At 58.5% G+C, this 16307-nt stretch carries 10 protein-coding genes and 1 pseudogene; 2 read left to right on the top strand and 9 right to left on the bottom strand.

Features of this window, described 5'->3' with window-relative positions; genetic code table 11:
* Nucleotides 1-875: 875 nt before the first annotated feature.
* The 5 genes from P6U27_RS31680 to P6U27_RS31660 all read right to left on the bottom strand — a co-directional run bounded on the left by P6U27_RS31680 (nt 876) and on the right by P6U27_RS31660 (nt 7365).
* Complete coding sequence (locus tag P6U27_RS31680) at nt 876-3044, bottom strand: pentapeptide repeat-containing protein (RefSeq protein ID WP_407193246.1); 2169 nt, start codon at nt 3042-3044, stop codon at nt 876-878.
* A gap of 175 nt (nt 3045-3219) precedes the next feature.
* Nucleotides 3220-3810: a hypothetical protein gene (locus P6U27_RS31675; protein WP_407193245.1), complete on the bottom strand. Its 591-nt coding sequence runs from the start codon at nt 3808-3810 to the stop codon at nt 3220-3222.
* 549 nt (nt 3811-4359) lie between these two features.
* The gene (locus tag P6U27_RS31670; RefSeq protein WP_407193244.1) at nt 4360-4800 is read right to left on the bottom strand and encodes a hypothetical protein; all 441 of its coding nucleotides are present in this window, start codon (nt 4798-4800) and stop codon (nt 4360-4362) included.
* A 52-nt stretch (nt 4801-4852) separates the two neighbouring features.
* Nucleotides 4853-6559, bottom strand: coding sequence for a M15 family metallopeptidase (locus P6U27_RS31665; protein ID WP_407193243.1), 1707 nt, complete (start codon nt 6557-6559; stop codon nt 4853-4855).
* Nucleotides 6560-6570: 11 nt separating this feature from the next.
* Nucleotides 6571-7365 carry a hypothetical protein gene (locus P6U27_RS31660; protein ID WP_407193242.1) on the bottom strand — a complete coding sequence of 265 codons (795 nt, stop codon included), beginning with the start codon at nt 7363-7365 and terminating at the stop codon, nt 6571-6573.
* 425 nt (nt 7366-7790) lie between these two features.
* On the opposite strand from P6U27_RS31660, the gene P6U27_RS31655 reads away from it, so the two are divergent.
* On the top strand, nt 7791-8924 hold the full coding sequence (locus P6U27_RS31655) for an IS4 family transposase (protein WP_407193241.1): 1134 nt from the start codon (nt 7791-7793) through the stop codon (nt 8922-8924).
* A 251-nt stretch (nt 8925-9175) separates the two neighbouring features.
* Nucleotides 9176-9337: pseudogene (locus P6U27_RS31650) on the top strand (IS630 family transposase); the annotation flags it as partial.
* A 235-nt stretch (nt 9338-9572) separates the two neighbouring features.
* Here P6U27_RS31650 and P6U27_RS31645 read toward each other — a convergent pair.
* The 4 genes from P6U27_RS31645 to P6U27_RS31630 form a co-directional block, all read right to left on the bottom strand.
* On the bottom strand, nt 9573-10433 hold the full coding sequence (locus P6U27_RS31645) for a phospholipase effector Tle1 domain-containing protein (RefSeq protein ID WP_407193240.1): 861 nt from the start codon (nt 10431-10433) through the stop codon (nt 9573-9575).
* A 267-nt stretch (nt 10434-10700) separates the two neighbouring features.
* Nucleotides 10701-11936: a patatin-like phospholipase family protein gene (locus P6U27_RS31640; RefSeq protein ID WP_407193239.1), complete on the bottom strand. Its 1236-nt coding sequence runs from the start codon at nt 11934-11936 to the stop codon at nt 10701-10703.
* 147 nt (nt 11937-12083) lie between these two features.
* Nucleotides 12084-13796 (bottom strand): hypothetical protein, encoded by a 1713-nt coding sequence (locus P6U27_RS31635; protein ID WP_407193238.1) that lies wholly within the window; start codon nt 13794-13796, stop codon nt 12084-12086.
* A 9-nt stretch (nt 13797-13805) separates the two neighbouring features.
* Complete coding sequence (locus P6U27_RS31630; protein ID WP_407193237.1) at nt 13806-15665, bottom strand: hypothetical protein; 1860 nt, start codon at nt 15663-15665, stop codon at nt 13806-13808.
* Nucleotides 15666-16307: the final 642 nt, after the last annotated feature.

Here is a 16307-nt window from a genome sequence, read left to right as displayed (position 1 = left end):
CTCGGCAACTAGTTGGGCGCTCTTCAGCGAGCCCAACGTTTTCGACGGCCCGGTCGCGTTGAAGACCTCCTGCATATGCAGATTCCGACAGCAAATTGCGATCCAGTCGATCTGAGGTCGCCCCTCACTCAAGCGCGGTGCGTTTGCCACCTTTATTCGCGATCTGAGCCCGAATGCTTTAATCTTGAAAGTGACTCCCACTTGCTCTGCTACCGCGCATTTTAAAAGGCCGAGCAGCAGGAGCTCCGTCATCGAATGCGAGTTGAATACTCGTTCTCGCCGGCTGGCCAGACTGCGGTCCAGGAGGGCTCGTACGAAGCGGAAGCCTTCGCAGACCGGGGCACGCCAGTGCCGCCGACAAGCCGCAATAAGCCTAGGCAGCCACCGGCAGCCCGCGAGGATCGGCGACCGCCGGATGACACGCAGGAAACGGGATCGACGTGGTAGAAAAAAGTTTCTTGATACCCGGCAGTACGTAATATTCCGTGGGCCGCCAACGTTGATCATAGGTAACGTTATATTCGGCCAATACTCGTGCTAATTGCGAGGCATGGAAAACGTGGTGCAATTCTCGTTTGGAGCGAGAGCCAAAGCTCGACAGCGTCGGGCGGCCGACAGTCGCACGGCTCTCCGCCGAGGATCTCGAGATCCTGAGGTTGCTCGGGCGGTACCGATATCTCCCATCCGACTATCTGGCCGCGCAGACCGATCGTTCGCTCCCGCCTTGCAGGCGCGCCTCAAAATCCTGTGCCGAAAGCCGAATTGCTATGTGAGCCGGCCGCACTCAGAATAGACATTCTGCTCTCGTTTGATGAGGTCCGAGAGGGACCAGAGCAGAAGTACCACATCGCCGGCGACATAATCGCGCCGCCGTTTTAGTGCGGACTTCCTAAACCTAGCTCCTGGAGCGAATTAATGTCTTGTTGAATGCTGAGAAGCGTCGCCCGATCCGAGTCGGTCAGTGATGCGACGACCGGGCAGTCGCTGCTCTTCTTTTTCAAAAGTTCTGTAATCAAGGCGCGCGCGGCGAGACCAGCTTGCTGAAACTGGCCGAATTGAGCGACGTTACGTACGACCAATGCCTCGTTTTTGTCGCCTGGGCAAAAGAGGGCCCTCAAAGATTCCGCAAGCGCGGCTTGATAGGGCTGAACTTTAGCCACGTTATCCATAACAAAGCTCTTCCAATCAATAGCTTCCTTCGGCAAGGTCGCCGCAGCGGGATCGCAAGACTGGAGCGTCTTGTCATCACAGTCGAGGACCGCGATCCTCTCCAAAGCTAACTGGCGTAAGGGCCCTGACGGGAGAGTTTGCAGACTTGTACGGAGCTTCTGGTAGGCTTCCTTGTCCCACGCTCGATTCTCCCAGGATTTATCGTCCCCCACCATACGGATCGCTGAGAGCTTCGCGCGGCTACGCGCCTTGGGGAGCACCTTTCCACTCACCTGATTGCTCCGCCAGAGATAGGCGTTACTAACGTCGGTCGCTTTTAGAATCGCTCCCGAGAACGACACCCCTTGAAGCTGTGCGCCATTCAACAACGCTCCGTCGAGGCGCGCCTGGTCTAGCGACGCGCCCTGCAGTCCCGCCCCAGAGAGCCTCGCTCCCTGAAGCTGCGCCGAATCGAGCGACGCGCCCTGAAGCTGCGCTGAATCAAGCGATGCGCCCTGAAGGTGCGCCGAGTCGAGCGATGCGCCCTGAAGCTCCGCCGAGTCGAGCAACGCGCCCTGAAGCTCCGCGGCCTGGAGCGAAGCAATCATAAGATGCGCTGCCGCGAGCGAAACGCCTTGAAGTTGAGCATGACTGAGCCGGGCGCCCTCAAGGTGGGCACCGGTGAAGTCGACCCTTGGCAGACTGGCGAACGTGAAGATCGCTCCCCTCAGATCGCGGCCCCGGGGGCGAAAAACGAAGTCCCGCCACGTCGCCTTCGTGGGATCGTCGATGCCGAGGCCCTCGTAGACGTTGAGGCCCGGCAGGACAAGCGTGTTCGAGAATGGCCAACGGCGGTGAGTAACCTGATCGGGTTCAGCGCTGAAAAGCGCATTGTGCACCGTGACGACCCACATCCGTTTGTCCCACTTTGCCAGCAGGTCTTCCTGCCACTCGCCAGGAAAGGTCGCAATCGCGCAGGAGAACGCAATCGCAATGAGACTGAAGAGCAGCCCTATTGCAACCGAAACGCGCTTTCGTAGCCGCAATGAGGTCGTCGGCGCCGCCGCCTCGGTGTCGCCCCCTGCGAGAACTTTTCGCCACAACCACCAAACGAGCGCGAGATCGAAGAGCAGCGCGATTCGTTGCGTCCACGCGACAAGGCCACTCTGATAGGGCAGGAATTGAATCTGGACCGTAAGAAGCAGCAGCACAGGCGCTACGACGAGTGTGATCCATGCTATCCCGCGCAGGAGCCACCCAAAGGCGCTCTGGCGCAAGTCGGAGGGGCCGGCGAGGAATTGGATCAAAATATTGCTCGGCAGCTGCCGCCTGAGCTTGTCGCGCGTCGCCTTGCGCCGCTCTGTCTCTCCCCCGTTGGCGTCTTCGATCTGCGCATAAAGCGCCTGGTGATAGCGCTTCGCCTTGTCCGTCAACATGACGAGATGCACGAGCGTGTAGGCGTGCACGATCACGAACAGGATCGGCGCCAGGAGAAAGAATGCGACCAACGGCAGCTCGATCCCGAGAAAGGGCAGCTTAACCGCTCTTTCGAAGAAAAGGTCGGCGTGGGTCACAGCTCCGGCGGCGACCGCGAGATAGAAGAGGACGAAAAGGTACGAGAGCCAGAGGCCGCCACTTACCGATGCCGCATCGTCGACTGCCTTCTTGATTGCTTCAAGGTCTTCGGCCTTTTTGGCGAAATCAGGCAGTTCGTTTGGCGCAGCGAGCTTGGAGGGGAAGTCAGGCTCGCGAGAGCCTTCGCTTGCCTGTAGAGGAGCGGAGCCGCGGAGATCCGTGGCCGAAGTCGCCGTTGCCTTGGACGCTCCTTTGCCGAAAATGATCAGGGCGGCGAGGACCTCGATTACGCCCGCGATCCAGAGCATGCGGACCAACATGTTACTAGCTCCATTTAGCCAAGACAACTCTATCCCGCGCCCCGCTCGACATCGGCGCCAGGATCAAGCGATTGACCAACTTCCAGGGCGTAAGCAATCGGGAGCCAAGTCATCATGGGTGTAGTCCAATTTGCGTCCGCATACCCTCCCGCGCGTGCCTCGCCTCAGAGCTAACCTAGCCTCCCAAAAAGATCTTCACAGTGTCCAGGCGCCCCTGCACGGAAGCCTTGATCGCCAGATACCCGCTCATACCAACGGGATCTTCCCCATGTGCGCCTCCAGAACAATTATTGTGCACACCATTGAGCAATGCGTCTAATTCACCCTCAGCAATATTGATTTGTCGCAGAGCATCCGCCTTCAGGTCGTGTGACAAAGCCGTTACTGCGGCGTCGAGTGCATTCACCGCCGAGTTAGCGTGGGGCTGCAGTGCTGCCCAATTAAGCGGAGGCACTCCGTGCGCGCCACCTGAGCAACCCTGGCTCATCGATATGACCATGTCTTGGATCTGAGACTTCGCGTTGCTCACCACGGTCTGTGCGGGGCGATTTGCATTCTGCGCGGCAACGTCGAGCGGATTTAAAAAGAGAACCCCACCGATCATCGCGGCCGTCCAAGACCGCAGCGATCGAGTCGCAAGCATTTTGGAAGGCGCGATTTCGAAAGTCACTTGGGAACTCTCCTCCGCTTGCATTGCTTGTAACGCCATCAGCCGCGGCTTGGATAATTCAGAGCGAGAGCTGACGATAGATTTCTGCTTCAGCACGACGACTGATTCGCGTCGCTTTCCTTCTGGTCATCGGCGCCCAGGGCCTTGACTGGGATTTGCACGCTTAGATGCAGCTCGGCTGCAACTTTCCCTGAATTTTCTGTATTTGACAAGCTCGCGCGGTCGCCATGAGTTCGCGACGTCCAAGTAGCGGTAGGGACGCTAGTTGCCTCGCGCGGGCACATTGCTTGCGGAAGCGTTGACAATGAGCGCCCGCGCCCGGCCAGCGGCCTCGTCGCAGAGCGGGAAGCCGTACCAGTGACATCGCCTTTGTTGCGGCTACAACGAACCGTTGAGCTTCAACCGCTGCTTAGGCCGCTGTTTCGAACTCAGGCCGGCAGCCGCACGTCGGAAGCGAGGCGATTAGCTAACCGGCCGGCCAAATTTGCTCCTTTTCAACGAAAGCGCGCTTTATAAAATCTGCAACGCGGGGCCATTTGTCCGGGCTAAGAGGCGGCAGATAATCGAGATGTCCGTAATCGCCCAGCGGCTCACCATGAGCGATCTGCCAGGGCAGAGCAACCTGTTGCGGCGGCGGCGGCGGCCCTAGCGCGATCTGAACGGCATGTGATCGTCGTGGAGCAGGTTGGAAAGGGGATCGCCAATTGGAAACGCGAGCTTGAGCACCAGGTCCTTGTGGGAGGCGAGAAGGGAGATGTGTTCGCTGTTCTTCGCGCCTCCCGTCAGCCCGAGATGAATCAGCGACTTTGCTTTAGCCTTCTGATCGGCCTTGGGAACGCCGTTCAGCCAGTTCGCCCTCAGTGTGCGCAGGATCTGCGCCCTGCCGCTGGCTTGCGGATTGTTGGCGGGAGGAGCCAGGAATGGCTTGAGCCAGTCTACGATGTAGCCAAAGTTGGACGGCCCGCCTGCGAACGCTTTGCTCGTATCAACGAGGCCCATCGCCGCCGTGCCGAGACCTCCGGCAGCAACAATCAGGTTCGCGATATCCTTGTAGCTGCCGGTTAGGGCGGCGGTTGGATCTGGCATCCCATATCCCCCTAAAATACATCTTCAGGAACCAGTTTCGCAGCGGCACGCATTAGCTGAGTTCGGACGGCAGCGTGCCTCCGAGCTTCAGATAGGCCAGCTCCGCGCGGCTCCTGACGAAATCGAGCAGGGCAGTCTGGTTCTGGTAGGAACTCGCTGCCGAGCCCGGGAATACAATCGTGAGGATGTAGTCGCCTCTGGAGCTGTCGCCCATGCCGGCGTTGATGACCTGCCCGTTGGGGCGCAGCCGTTCTTCGCCAAGCTGGCGCAGCAGCTCGAGCGACCCCTCTCCGAGCTTCGTCTTAGGTCCGACATCGGCGAACACGCCGAACGCCAGCTTGCCTTTGTAGATCACCGCCGCGAGATCGCCGAGCTTGATGCCGAATTTCTGATACCAGTTGCGTGGAAGCACGAAGTAGGGCACTTCGTTGGCATTCACCGAGCTGCCGTCGGCGTAGCGCAGCGACGTGTCCGGCTGCCAGGTGTTGTCCCCCCGATTGCCGCCCGGCCAGCCATCCGTATCGAGCTGGAGCTCGCACTGGAATAGAACTTGGCCACCCGGCAGCGTCGCCGCGTAGGCCACGCCGGCAAACGACTGCTGTATCGTAGTCGCCTTACCGACCGCGGTGAGAATATCACCGAGCAGCTTCTTTGATGCTGGATCGACCTGCAGGCCGCCTGTGGCGGCCGCAGTGCCTCCGCCAACGGCATCATTGAGCGGCAAGGCGGCATCGAACATTGCATTATCGGGGATCTTGGGAATCGTCTCTTCGGCCAGCTCGAAATGCATGCTGTCGATTGAGTCGCCCGAGAAGCCCGCGCCCCAGTACCAGCCATGCCGGTTGAAGTATGGCGCCAGCAAGAGATTGCCGCGATGGGTCATCTTATCGCCCTGGCCGACGACCTCAGTGCCAAAAAAGATGTCAATTGCAGTGCCCCAGCTATGATTGGAATAGTGGCTCGGATTATGCCGCCGTGCCCGCACGCACAGCATGCCCTCATTCTTGACCTGGTTGAACAGCTGCGGATTGTCGTTCTTCACGTCCGTGAAGACCTGGAGCAGAGACTCGACAGCATAGTCCAGGCCCGTCACCTTGAACGGGCCAACGTTGAAATTCCTCCTGACGCGCGCGAGAAATGTCCCCGTTGCCGCCGAGCAGTCTTCGGTTAGCTCGCCAGGCGTGCCGAATTTCTTAAGCATCGTCGTTTCCGCGCACGAGCTCAGCCCGCTATTCATCCGGCTCGGGGGTGGAATTGGGACACGGTCGCTGAGTGATGGTGCTGCGTCCGTGCCGCCGGCCTTGCCTGACCCGCTTCCTGAGCCACCGGTACTTGAACCGCCAGAGCCTGATCCACCTGCAGAGCCTATAGCGCCGGCGGCTCCTCCTCCGCTCGCGCCGCTACCTGCTCCGCCCCCACCGGCTCCCGCCGGCGGAGCTTTGGGTGCTTGCGGCTTTCGTGCCGGAGTTGTGCCCGCGGGTTTTGGCGAAAACCCCAAGGATCCGAGGATCTGTTGCAGCGGATCTGCGTTGCCGGCGCCGTTGTTGATGACGTCCTGCAATTCCTTCGCCGCGTCCCCCACGGAATCGGCTGCTGCACCGAAATCGCTCAGCGCGATTTCGCTAAGAGCGTCCTTGAGAGATTCCCAGGCGGCCTCCATGGCCTGCTTGGCTGCCGGCGAAGGAGGCGGATCAACATCCTCCTGGGCCTTAATCTTTGCCATTGCGTCCGCGATCTGCGAAAAAGAAGGGCTCGCCACGACATGTTCTCCTAACGTGCCTTGACCAATGCCTGCCGTACCGCCACAGCGTCTGCGTTCAGCTTACCGGTGAGCTCAGCAAGGCTTGCCAGAGTGGCTGCGTTACTTGGACGCTCGTAGGCGTCGAGCATGCGCTGGAAACTCTGCTCGAGATCGTCGAGCGTGACGACGTAGTTGCCGAGTGCAGTTTTAATCGTGCGAACCGTTGCCGGCGTGGCGGGCTCCGCATTGGCGAGCAGCAACTCAAACATCGCCGGGGTCGCGTTCTTGAGCTGGAGGATGAGATTGGCGACCTTCGGGCCGCCCGACATGGCGAGCTGGCGTGCCTCAGCCTGGCTTTGCACGAGCAGCAGCTGGTTCAAGAGCGGCGTGAGCTCCTGCGCTACCGGACCGATAGCGCTGACGCCGGCTAACGTAGCAATGTTCTGGATGATTGATACGATCTGTCCGCGCGTTGCGTCGACGTTGGTACCCTGGATTAAATTTAACAGTAGCGATGCGTAGCCACTGACGATCAGCATCGCATTTCTGAATTCACGCGTCTTTGGCGGCTCGCCGATGGTTGCGTAATAATAGGCGTTTTGAACCGCGAAGCTGTTGATGGTCTGGCGTTCGATCTTGCGGATCGACAAGGTTCGCTCGGCGACGTCGAGCTGATCGCACAGCGCATCGCTCGCGGTCTTGGCCGCGGCTACTGCCGCTACAAATGATTTGGCCTCATCGACCGGTGCCGCAACACAACAAGTCAAAAAACTCAACGCGACAACAGACGCGAAGCTACGTACTGAAATACGCAACCTAAACATAACTATACTAGCCCCGCCCATTCAATCATTGCGGGTGCCACCTTCGGCGCAAGAGTAAATTGATGTCTGTTACGGTTGTGCGCCGCGGTACGGATGAAAATTGGTGAGGCGCAACTTCCACCAGGACAGGGGACGCCCTCCTAGAATTCCGCTCCAGCGGTGCTGAGCTAGTGGTTGAGGCGGCGGCCAACCGAAGTCAGCCTCGTTTGCGAAATAGTGAAGCCATTCACCAATGACCCCATTAGACTAGGCCGGAAGATCTTTTGGATGTTCTCGATAGAAACCACATCGCGCCTCTAAATGTCGCTAATCCTGCTTAGTCAGCTCATCTTTCGTAAGCCTCCGGCCGGCGGCGCTTTCGATTAGCCATATCTCGTGCGTAGGATTTGCATCGGTTGAATCGCCTGTGATGCTGGCCGGCCATTTTGCCGCGACCGCCGTGCGCTGCGCGGCGAGCGAAGGACCAATCTCTCATTCTGCAGGATACCACCGAGTTCATCTACAGCCGTGCGCAGCCGGGTAAGATCGGCTTCACCAAGACCATCAACGCCGGACGTTACAAGGTGGGTCAGCCCAACGTGATGACTTTGTGCGGGGTGCTGATGCATTCGAGCCTGGCCGTAACCCTCGGCGGCACGCCGCTCGGGCTGACGGCAGCGAAGTTCTGGACACGCACGAAGTTCAAGGGGACCTCGACGCTCAAGCGGCATGTGAACCCCACGCGGGTACCGATCGAGACGAAGGAAAGCTATCGCTGGCTGGAGAACCTGCGCCAGTCGATGGCGCTCGTGGGCACGCCGGAACGCTGCGTGCATGTGGCCGACCGCGAGAGCGACATCTACGAGCTCTTTTGCCTGGCGCAGGATCTCGGCACGCGCTTTCTGGTGCGAGTGCAGACCAACCGATTGGCCGGCGCGCCCGCCGACGCAGAGCCCCGGGATGGAGCTCATCGGGTCTTCGCCCAGCTCTCGGCCACGCCTTGGGCGGGACGCCATTACGTCGCGATCGGACAGGATGAGACGGCGTGCGTGCACGTGAAGTTCGCCGCAATCCAAACCTTGCCGCCCATAGGCAAGCAGAAGCGATACAGTCCTCAGCTTCTCACCTACATTCACGCCCTTGAGGTCGACCCGCCGGCGGGCCGTCCGCCGATCGACTGGAAGCTGGTGACCAATCTGGCCATCGAGAAGCTCGAATGCTACGCCTTGCGCTGGAAAGCAGAGGTGTTTCGCAAGGTAATGAAGTCTGGCTGCCGCGCCGAAGAGACGAGGCTTGCGACCGCCGAGCGGCTGACCAAGTTCCTCGCCCTCATCGCGATGGTCAGCTGGCGCATCTTCTTCCTCACCATGTCCGCACGAGCGAAGCCCGATGCTGCGCCGGAGACAGTCCTCACCTCAACCGAAATCGCGGTGCTAGATGCCATCGACGCGGCGCGGTCCAAGCCACGCATCTTGTGCAAGACCCTCGCTACCTACTTGTTCCAGATTGCCATGCTGGGCGGCTACCTCGCGCGCAACCACGATCCGCCGCCAGGAAACTGGTGGTGTGGCGAGGCCTAACACGCCTCAACGACATCGCCTTCGCCACTCAATCAGAACTCGTCGACGATGTGGGTAATTGAAAGCCTCGCCGGGTGCTTACCATCTTTCAATTCTTGCAGCGGTTTCAAACTGTCCCTGATGTGTGCGGCATAACTTGTGCCTAGCTATCTGCATGACTGAGGGATGCGATCGCATCGCTCAATTGGAGTCCGATCAGGAGCAGGGTTACTGTGAGAAATGCAGCGCAAACTTAAGCAGTTCGCTTCTGGGCGGACATCACCTCGTTCATCGAACGACACAATGCCGATCCGAAACCATTCCGATGGACCAAGTCCGCTGACGACATCCTTGCTTTCATCGAGCGCTTCTGCCGATACAATGCCCCGGCACAAAACGGACCAATGTTGCGAACTTCTGGTTCAGGACACTAGACCACGAGGCTCCTATCGCATGACGCGTGGTGAACTTCCGGTCGTCTTTCAGCAGATCGACGAGGGCGTCAATCGCTTCCGGCCAGCGGCAGGATTGCATGCGATCGGGCAAACGTCCTTCGAACATCCGAACTGTGATCGCGAGCGGCAGCGAGGAGCTTGAGCCGCTCTTCCGTCGTGGCGCTGTCCGTAAGACTCCTGAAGGCAAGCCGCCGAACGTTGTAACGCTTGTGGCTCATGGCCGCCCTCGGCCAAGGCTGATGCGCCATTTTCTCGTTGGTGGATTGGTGCTTGAATCTAGAATTCGGAAGGGAAGGTATTCAAACAGCCACCAAAGTCCGCCAGACGGGCGATGCTGCGGCGCGATGGCGTCCGGTGCACTGAATTCGCCCGTAGCGCCGAAGGCGCGGGCGGCTCGCTCCTCATTGATGACGAGGCCGGCGAGCATGGCTTCACGCACCATCCATTCAAGAGCGATACCGGAAAGACCACTCTCCTGCTCCGGATAGCCACCTGCGACGTCTGCATGGGAGCCCACAAACCAGACCTGCTTCAGGTCCTGGCTCTGAGTGGGTGGGGACCAAAGGTTCTGGTGGAAGAACGCGCGCGGCTCGTCGATTGCTAGTGCATGGCGTCCGATCGGGAGATTGGGAATTCCGGTGCTGTATGCCGGGTGGATGATCGGACATAGCCACGCTGTCTGCGTGAGGGTATCGCAGATTCCAAGGAAATAAGGACTACACTCGTGCGGGAACGTGGCCTTGAGCCCCTCGGCTAGGTCCTTGGCCCGTTCCGGTGGTTGCCGCGCCAGTTCGAGGACAGCTCCGATCGCGGCGCGATTCTCGGGGCGGAGCACACCGACGAGTTCAAGCAGATTTCCAAGCCGGCTCGCGATCAGGCCTCCGAATGCCGCGCCGAAAAAGAACACCCCATTACCGGGCTCATACTTTTCCAGCAGGAATTCGTAGCCTTCGGCAAGGCTCTTCTGGAGACCAAGGCCGGTGAAGAGATCCAAGGCGCTTTCGCGACTCTGACCGGGTATCAGCTCAAACACAAGATTGTAATAGCCGACCTGGCGATCCTTTATCGAGATCAAGCACGCTAAACAGCTTCACGATGTTGGTGTTCGCGCCGACAAGCTGGTTGCGGGCGGAATCGAAGCAGGTGACGATATTTTTTGCCATCACCAACCCGATCACTACCGACTTTACTCGGGCGCTTTCGCGGAACTCCGACGGCCCGGCATTGCCGCGGCTAAATCGCTCACCCGCAAAATCATATCAGGATGACTGGAGAGCAACCTTATATCGTACTTCACACAACAATCTCAGACCGACTTCAGCCGGGGTGTAGACGTTTGCGATCAGCTCAAGGGAGCATCCTTGAAGGGCCATACCGGCTCTGTGTTGACCAGCATTCCTTTGTAATTAGCTCGTATGCTGCGGTCGCACACTGCGTATCCCCAGTTTACGAGCTGCTTCGAGGTTTGCTCGCCGAGATCGCTTAAGCGCGTAGCGATTTGGGCCAGCCTATGCGTGACTGCCTGATTGCAGGGAAGCGCGCCCAAAGGCGTCAACTTACCTGGATCAGTGTCGATTCCCCAGTAGGCGCCAAGGCGGCCCTCAGACTTCGCCGCCTGCAGAGCAGCTTCGCTTCCTACCTTGTTGCCTGCAGTTAGACGTGCAAGAAGATCTCGCCGTCGAAGGGCACGCACCTGGTTATCTGTAACGTCGAGAACGCGACGAAGTTGGCCGATCCAGTCTGTCTGCACTCCCGCAAGCCGGCCGAATGGAGCCCCTCCATCGCTGGCAAAGATCGTGTAGTAGCGCTTTACGATCGGTTCGAGGCCGTGATTGTCATACACGCCGCCATCGGTGAGCACCACCCGCTCGCGACAGGATCTAAGGACGTCAGGAGCAAGCGGGCCTGGACCACTGGGCCAATCGGCAAATGCAGCGGGAGGGACTTCCAGCAACATTGGAGAGAGGACTGGAGGAAAGGCGGACGAGGCGGCAACGGCACGTGAGAGAGCGATTGCCGGTGCGTCGAGGCGACCAACTAAGTAGTCGCCGGCATACTGCTTTGAAAAGCGCCAGAGAACTCCGGACTGAAGATTGGTCGAGCAGAAGACAAAACGAGGCAAGTCGGGAATTTGCTGCAGGGTCTTTCCTTGGAAGAGGTGCTGATCGTACGTGGCTGCGACCTGTTCCGCGGCGGATGTCCAGGGCAAGAAACCCGTAAGCGCATCAACCACATCGACTTTCTCGCGCGAGAAAGCCACTATCGGATCTACGTACTGCTCCCTGAAATTCGCAAACACGCCGTCTCGATCTGGATGCCCGAGAGCTTGCCATATGGCGGCCAAGTAACCTGCCGCGATTGACCCACCTGAAACACTCGAAATTCGCTTTGCTTGAGAGAGGAGGCCCAGTTCGTTGAGCCGTTGGAACGCACCTGCGTGAAATAGCATCGCACGGAAGCCACCCCCGGAGGCGGCGATCGCTATGCCTGGCTCGGGACCATGACCGTCCCACTGAAATTCAGTTGCCTTCTGGACGATTTCGGCGGTCGATCCCGGCGCTGCATCGGTTTCAGTCATGTCTCGCCTCCTGCTCTCTGGACTCGTGCTGCGTAGTACTACGCGTATCAGGCTGGGTGCTTCTCCTCCCGAATCCGACAATGGTTGCCGCCGGGGCGCGCTTTGAGACGATTTACGAGTGATCCGTTTAGGGATAGTCGCTGCGCCTCATATTTTGAGCGACAATTCTACCCAGAGCGGATCCTTAGGCTTGAGTGTATCGCCATAAGATAAACCGAAAATGGACTTGCCGAACTTCCTCTTCTCTTCAGAGATGTCGCCATCGCCGCGTACGATCCTGCCGGCCGTTCGTTGTTCAAGGCGCTTGTAAAGATCGCCATACGGCATAGCCCATCCATCCGGAGAGCTCTTGGTCTTCTGCTCGCGTGCCGTTTTTTCCACCACCGGGATCATTGCGCAGAGATCTGGATTGGTCATCAACTCAAGGCCTTGGTTGCGCAGCGTCGCGTTGTGACTCGCGTGATGTCCGACCTTGTAGAGGATCGTGCGCGACAACAGCTCATCAATCTTCAGTTTTGGCCCATCTTTCTTGTCCTCCGCCGAATAGGTTTGGTCCCCCCAAGACAGCCAGTTGCCAACCTGCGCGTCGCCAGGAAACAAAAAGACGCGCTTATCGGCAAGTTCCAATGCGAGAGCTAGCGAAGTATTGTTTACGTCGCCATCGATTTTTAGCGCCAGGTTCTCGGCGCTTCCCAACCAGTCGGCGTCAATTCGACGGTCGCGCGAAATGTCGTCGGTTCGCTCGTAAAGCTTGACAATCGGATCGTCCAACTTCTTCGACTTTGGTCCTCTTGTCGTGCCATCCAGATCGTAGGACCGCCAATGCAGAGGTGCAAATGGCAAGTCGTCCAGATGCCAGTCTCGTTCACGTTCGGTGTGAATTGCGGCTAGCCCAGTCAAAGATTCGACGTCTTCGCCACGAGCAAGATAAACTTCGCGCGCAGATCCCTTCGATGGATCGAGCTGACGCAATCTTTGATCGTCCCGAGGAGGTCCCAAGACGTAGGCGCGAAAGATGTCATCTACGCCCCAACGCACAACGTCACCGGGTTTTAAGAAAGAGACATTCGCCATCCCGGCTTTTTGACGAAGCCATTCGAGCACGGCTTCACAACTGGAATTACCAGACAGCCGAGCGGCGCCCGTGCGACCCGCCGCGGCGATACCAGGGCCAGTGACATTCCCGTAGAATTGCAGGAGGTTCCGGACGGTTTCCATCGCCTCGGCCGCAGATAGAGAGGGGTTGTCAGCCAGCAGGGCAAGTGCAGCGAGAGCTTTGTTTTTCTTATTGCGGTAGCTGTTCGCAAGCCTGTCGCGACGGTCCTCAGTCCAGGCCATCCAGACTTTGCCGATCTTGAAATTTGCGAAGCTGTCGTTGGCCAACATGAAGCCGGAAAGGTGATCGTAGTGCTCGTGCGTCGCCACTATCAGATCAACCGAACCGGCGCATTCCTGGATAAAATCCCTTGCTCCTGCGACGATGCGCTGCTTCCCAAGGGACGTCGAGGGCTTTGCCTTCTCCGTCCCAATGCGTTGCAAGACGCCGCAGTCAATCAACATCTTAAAGCTTTTAGCGCCGACGGTGTGTCTAATGAAGAAGAAGTCTCCGAGCAACCCACGATACATGCGGACTGAAATCGTCCCTCCGCCTACGGTCGGTGTATGATTTTGGGAGGTTGTGCTCTTCCTTGCATGGGACACCTTCGAGCTCAGGCTGGCAGGAGTTGTGCTGGTCTGGGCCTTTCCTGACTTTCGGCCGGAGGTCTCTTTCGATGAGCGGCCCTTCTTCGCCTTAGCCGGTGAAGATCGCTTCTTCCTTCCGTGGGGCGCTCGTTTTACCGCACGTGCCTTCTTCGCCATGTGGACTCCCTACTGCCCCCGATGCGTCACCGCGAACGGTTCACGCGCGCCTCTGTTACCCAGGTAGGTGAACCCAAATCCATCGGGTTGACATAACAGCTCTCGCTGCTCGTTCAGTCGAGTGTTGTCGTCGATGCGCTTACGCACAACGTATCTCAGACGATTTTCTCTGAGGTCTATGATGAGAGTGGCGCCGCCGCGGAAGACAAAATCGCTCCGCCCGTGCCGGGCTTTGCCGGCATCTACAAGCTCTTGCCGCCGCGGATCGAAATAGCCCCGGCGGCGCTGCGTTACCTCGATCACGAGTTGTCGAACATCCTGACCATCGGGGCCACTGCGCCTCGTCGTACGAACGCTGTGCACCTCGAACGCCGGTCCGCCCCAGCTGCCCTCGAATACTCCCTCCAGCCGTTTCGGCTGAACGAAATAGATCCCAAGAGCCTTTTCCCAGGCACGGTCGATCGCGGGCTTCTTTCTATCGGGTTCGCCCAACCACTCCCAAAGCTTATACCGGTTATCTTCCGAACTTTGGATGACGTCGTCCCGTCGATAGTGTGGCATGATGTCGAGATCGATCTCCTCGATGTCGCCCACATCGAGGGGATTCTTTCCGAACATCTGTTCCGGGCTCTCCCAAAGCAGGTTGTCTGGCGACATGGAAAGACAGTTTTCGGCAAAGATCCCGCGCCGCCGGAACGCCTCCGCGAAGGCGAGGCGATAATTCAACGTGTCGTTCGGCACCAGGTCCGCGTCAGCGGTGATGATGCCCCGCAAAAATTCTCCGAATCGCACATCGACAGCGGGAAGATAGTCCAACGCGCGAATGCACATGCGAAGTACGTGATCCGCCGATTTAGTCGCTTCCCGGGTCAAGCGTGAGGCAAGGTCAGAGTCGATTCGCCTGCCACCTCCACGAGAGACGCCGCCGATCCGAAGCAGGTCGTCAGTACGTGACTTGTAGATGGTCAGAAATGCGTCAAACACGGCCGCGACCAGGATCGCGCCTCTATCGTGGCACTCCGTTGTGCGCGCCAGCAGGTCAGGATCTGTCTCTTTGCCCACATACTGGCGCAAGGACGCTCGCCCAGTAGTCCCCGCAGCGAACTGGCTGGCCAAGCCGCTGAGAAGGCTAGCACGCTCAAGCTCGCCTCCCCATTCCTGAATGTGAGCCTGCACCGCTTCGGTCAGCGTAAAGTGCGAGAAGAGTGCTACGATGTCGGCGAATGCCTCGTGGAACGCCAGGCTGTCGACGCTCGTCGCTTCGGAGTAGCGGCGGTGCAGACCATCAAGAACGGCATGGGTGGTTTCATGTGCGATGATGTCATGGGAGAGCGCGGTGAATACCCAGCTCGCGCCGGCCGATGCATTGGTGCTGCGGAAGTATCCGAACAGCAATGCGCGCTTTGCCATGCTGTAATAGGCGTTCGCTTCCCTAAGAGCGTGAGGATAGATGCGTAATTTCTTGACAGGCTCGTACGTGTTCCGCCGCGGATTCCAGCGGGGCGCCCAGATCACCTTCCGTCCGAGCGCGCGCTCGAACAGGCGGATGACCTTCATGGCAACTGCAAACACCATTTGCTGATGAAATTGCGGATTGCCTTCCGAGGGTGTGAGCCCATCTTGGGCTAGCAGGTGCGGATCATTGAGATCAACTGGGGCATAGAACTGCCGACTGGCGGGATCGACGTCGATAACCTCAAGATAATCATTGACTGGCCCAGCCTCGAGCTCCGCCTCCCATGGCTCCTCCCATGGTAAGGCGATCGTCGCGTAGGCATAGCCAGCTGAGGCCCGTTCGCTCGCCGTTTGAGGATCAAACGCATAGACGCGCAGCCGACGAACTGCTGGTGATGGATACCCGGATTGCACCGTATCACCGCACTAAATCGCAAGGAACTGGCGGACTCGAGTTCGAGAATGTCATCTGCTCACGCAGCCATAGCAGTCCTGATAACCCCATGGTCTGCCTCATATGGAAAGATCGCAATGAAAACAGCAGCACTCATCCGACGAGCGCAGAAAAACGCTCGGAAAGATAATTGGTAAAAGTGATAGCCATCACTCTACTCTCGGGTGTAAAGAATTGAAAGAGAAAAAGCGACACCTCTCGCGCGCATGTTTGCCATCCGCTTCATGTCAGCTGATAGGGGAGGAATCCGAGCGCGCCTGTTGGCTCAGGCCGGTTCGCGGCTCGATAAAGGAGTAACTGTCAAATCTCAATGTGTGGCCGGAAGAACGGTTGAGGCTGCTACGAACTACAGGGCAGTCTTGGGAGTGTCCTTTCTTTGCACTCGACGGCGCCCCGCTCGCAAATGTGAGCTGGCAAGAATGCTAGAGCACGAGAGTCAGGTCGGGAGTGCGCGGTTTCGAAAACCTGTGGCGTTCGAAGCGATATGTCCGGATGATTTCTTTATCTTCCACCAGAACCTTCCTCCCTCCCGAGTGGCTCAAAGGTTTTTCAACAACAGACGTACGGAGGAGGCTGCTTTTACTGTTGCTTACCTCGTACTC

Source organism: Bradyrhizobium sp. STM 3566 (genome assembly GCF_045571445.1).
Taxonomy (GTDB): domain Bacteria; phylum Pseudomonadota; class Alphaproteobacteria; order Rhizobiales; family Xanthobacteraceae; genus Bradyrhizobium; species Bradyrhizobium vignae.
This window is presented reverse-complemented; position numbering and strand designations above follow the sequence as displayed.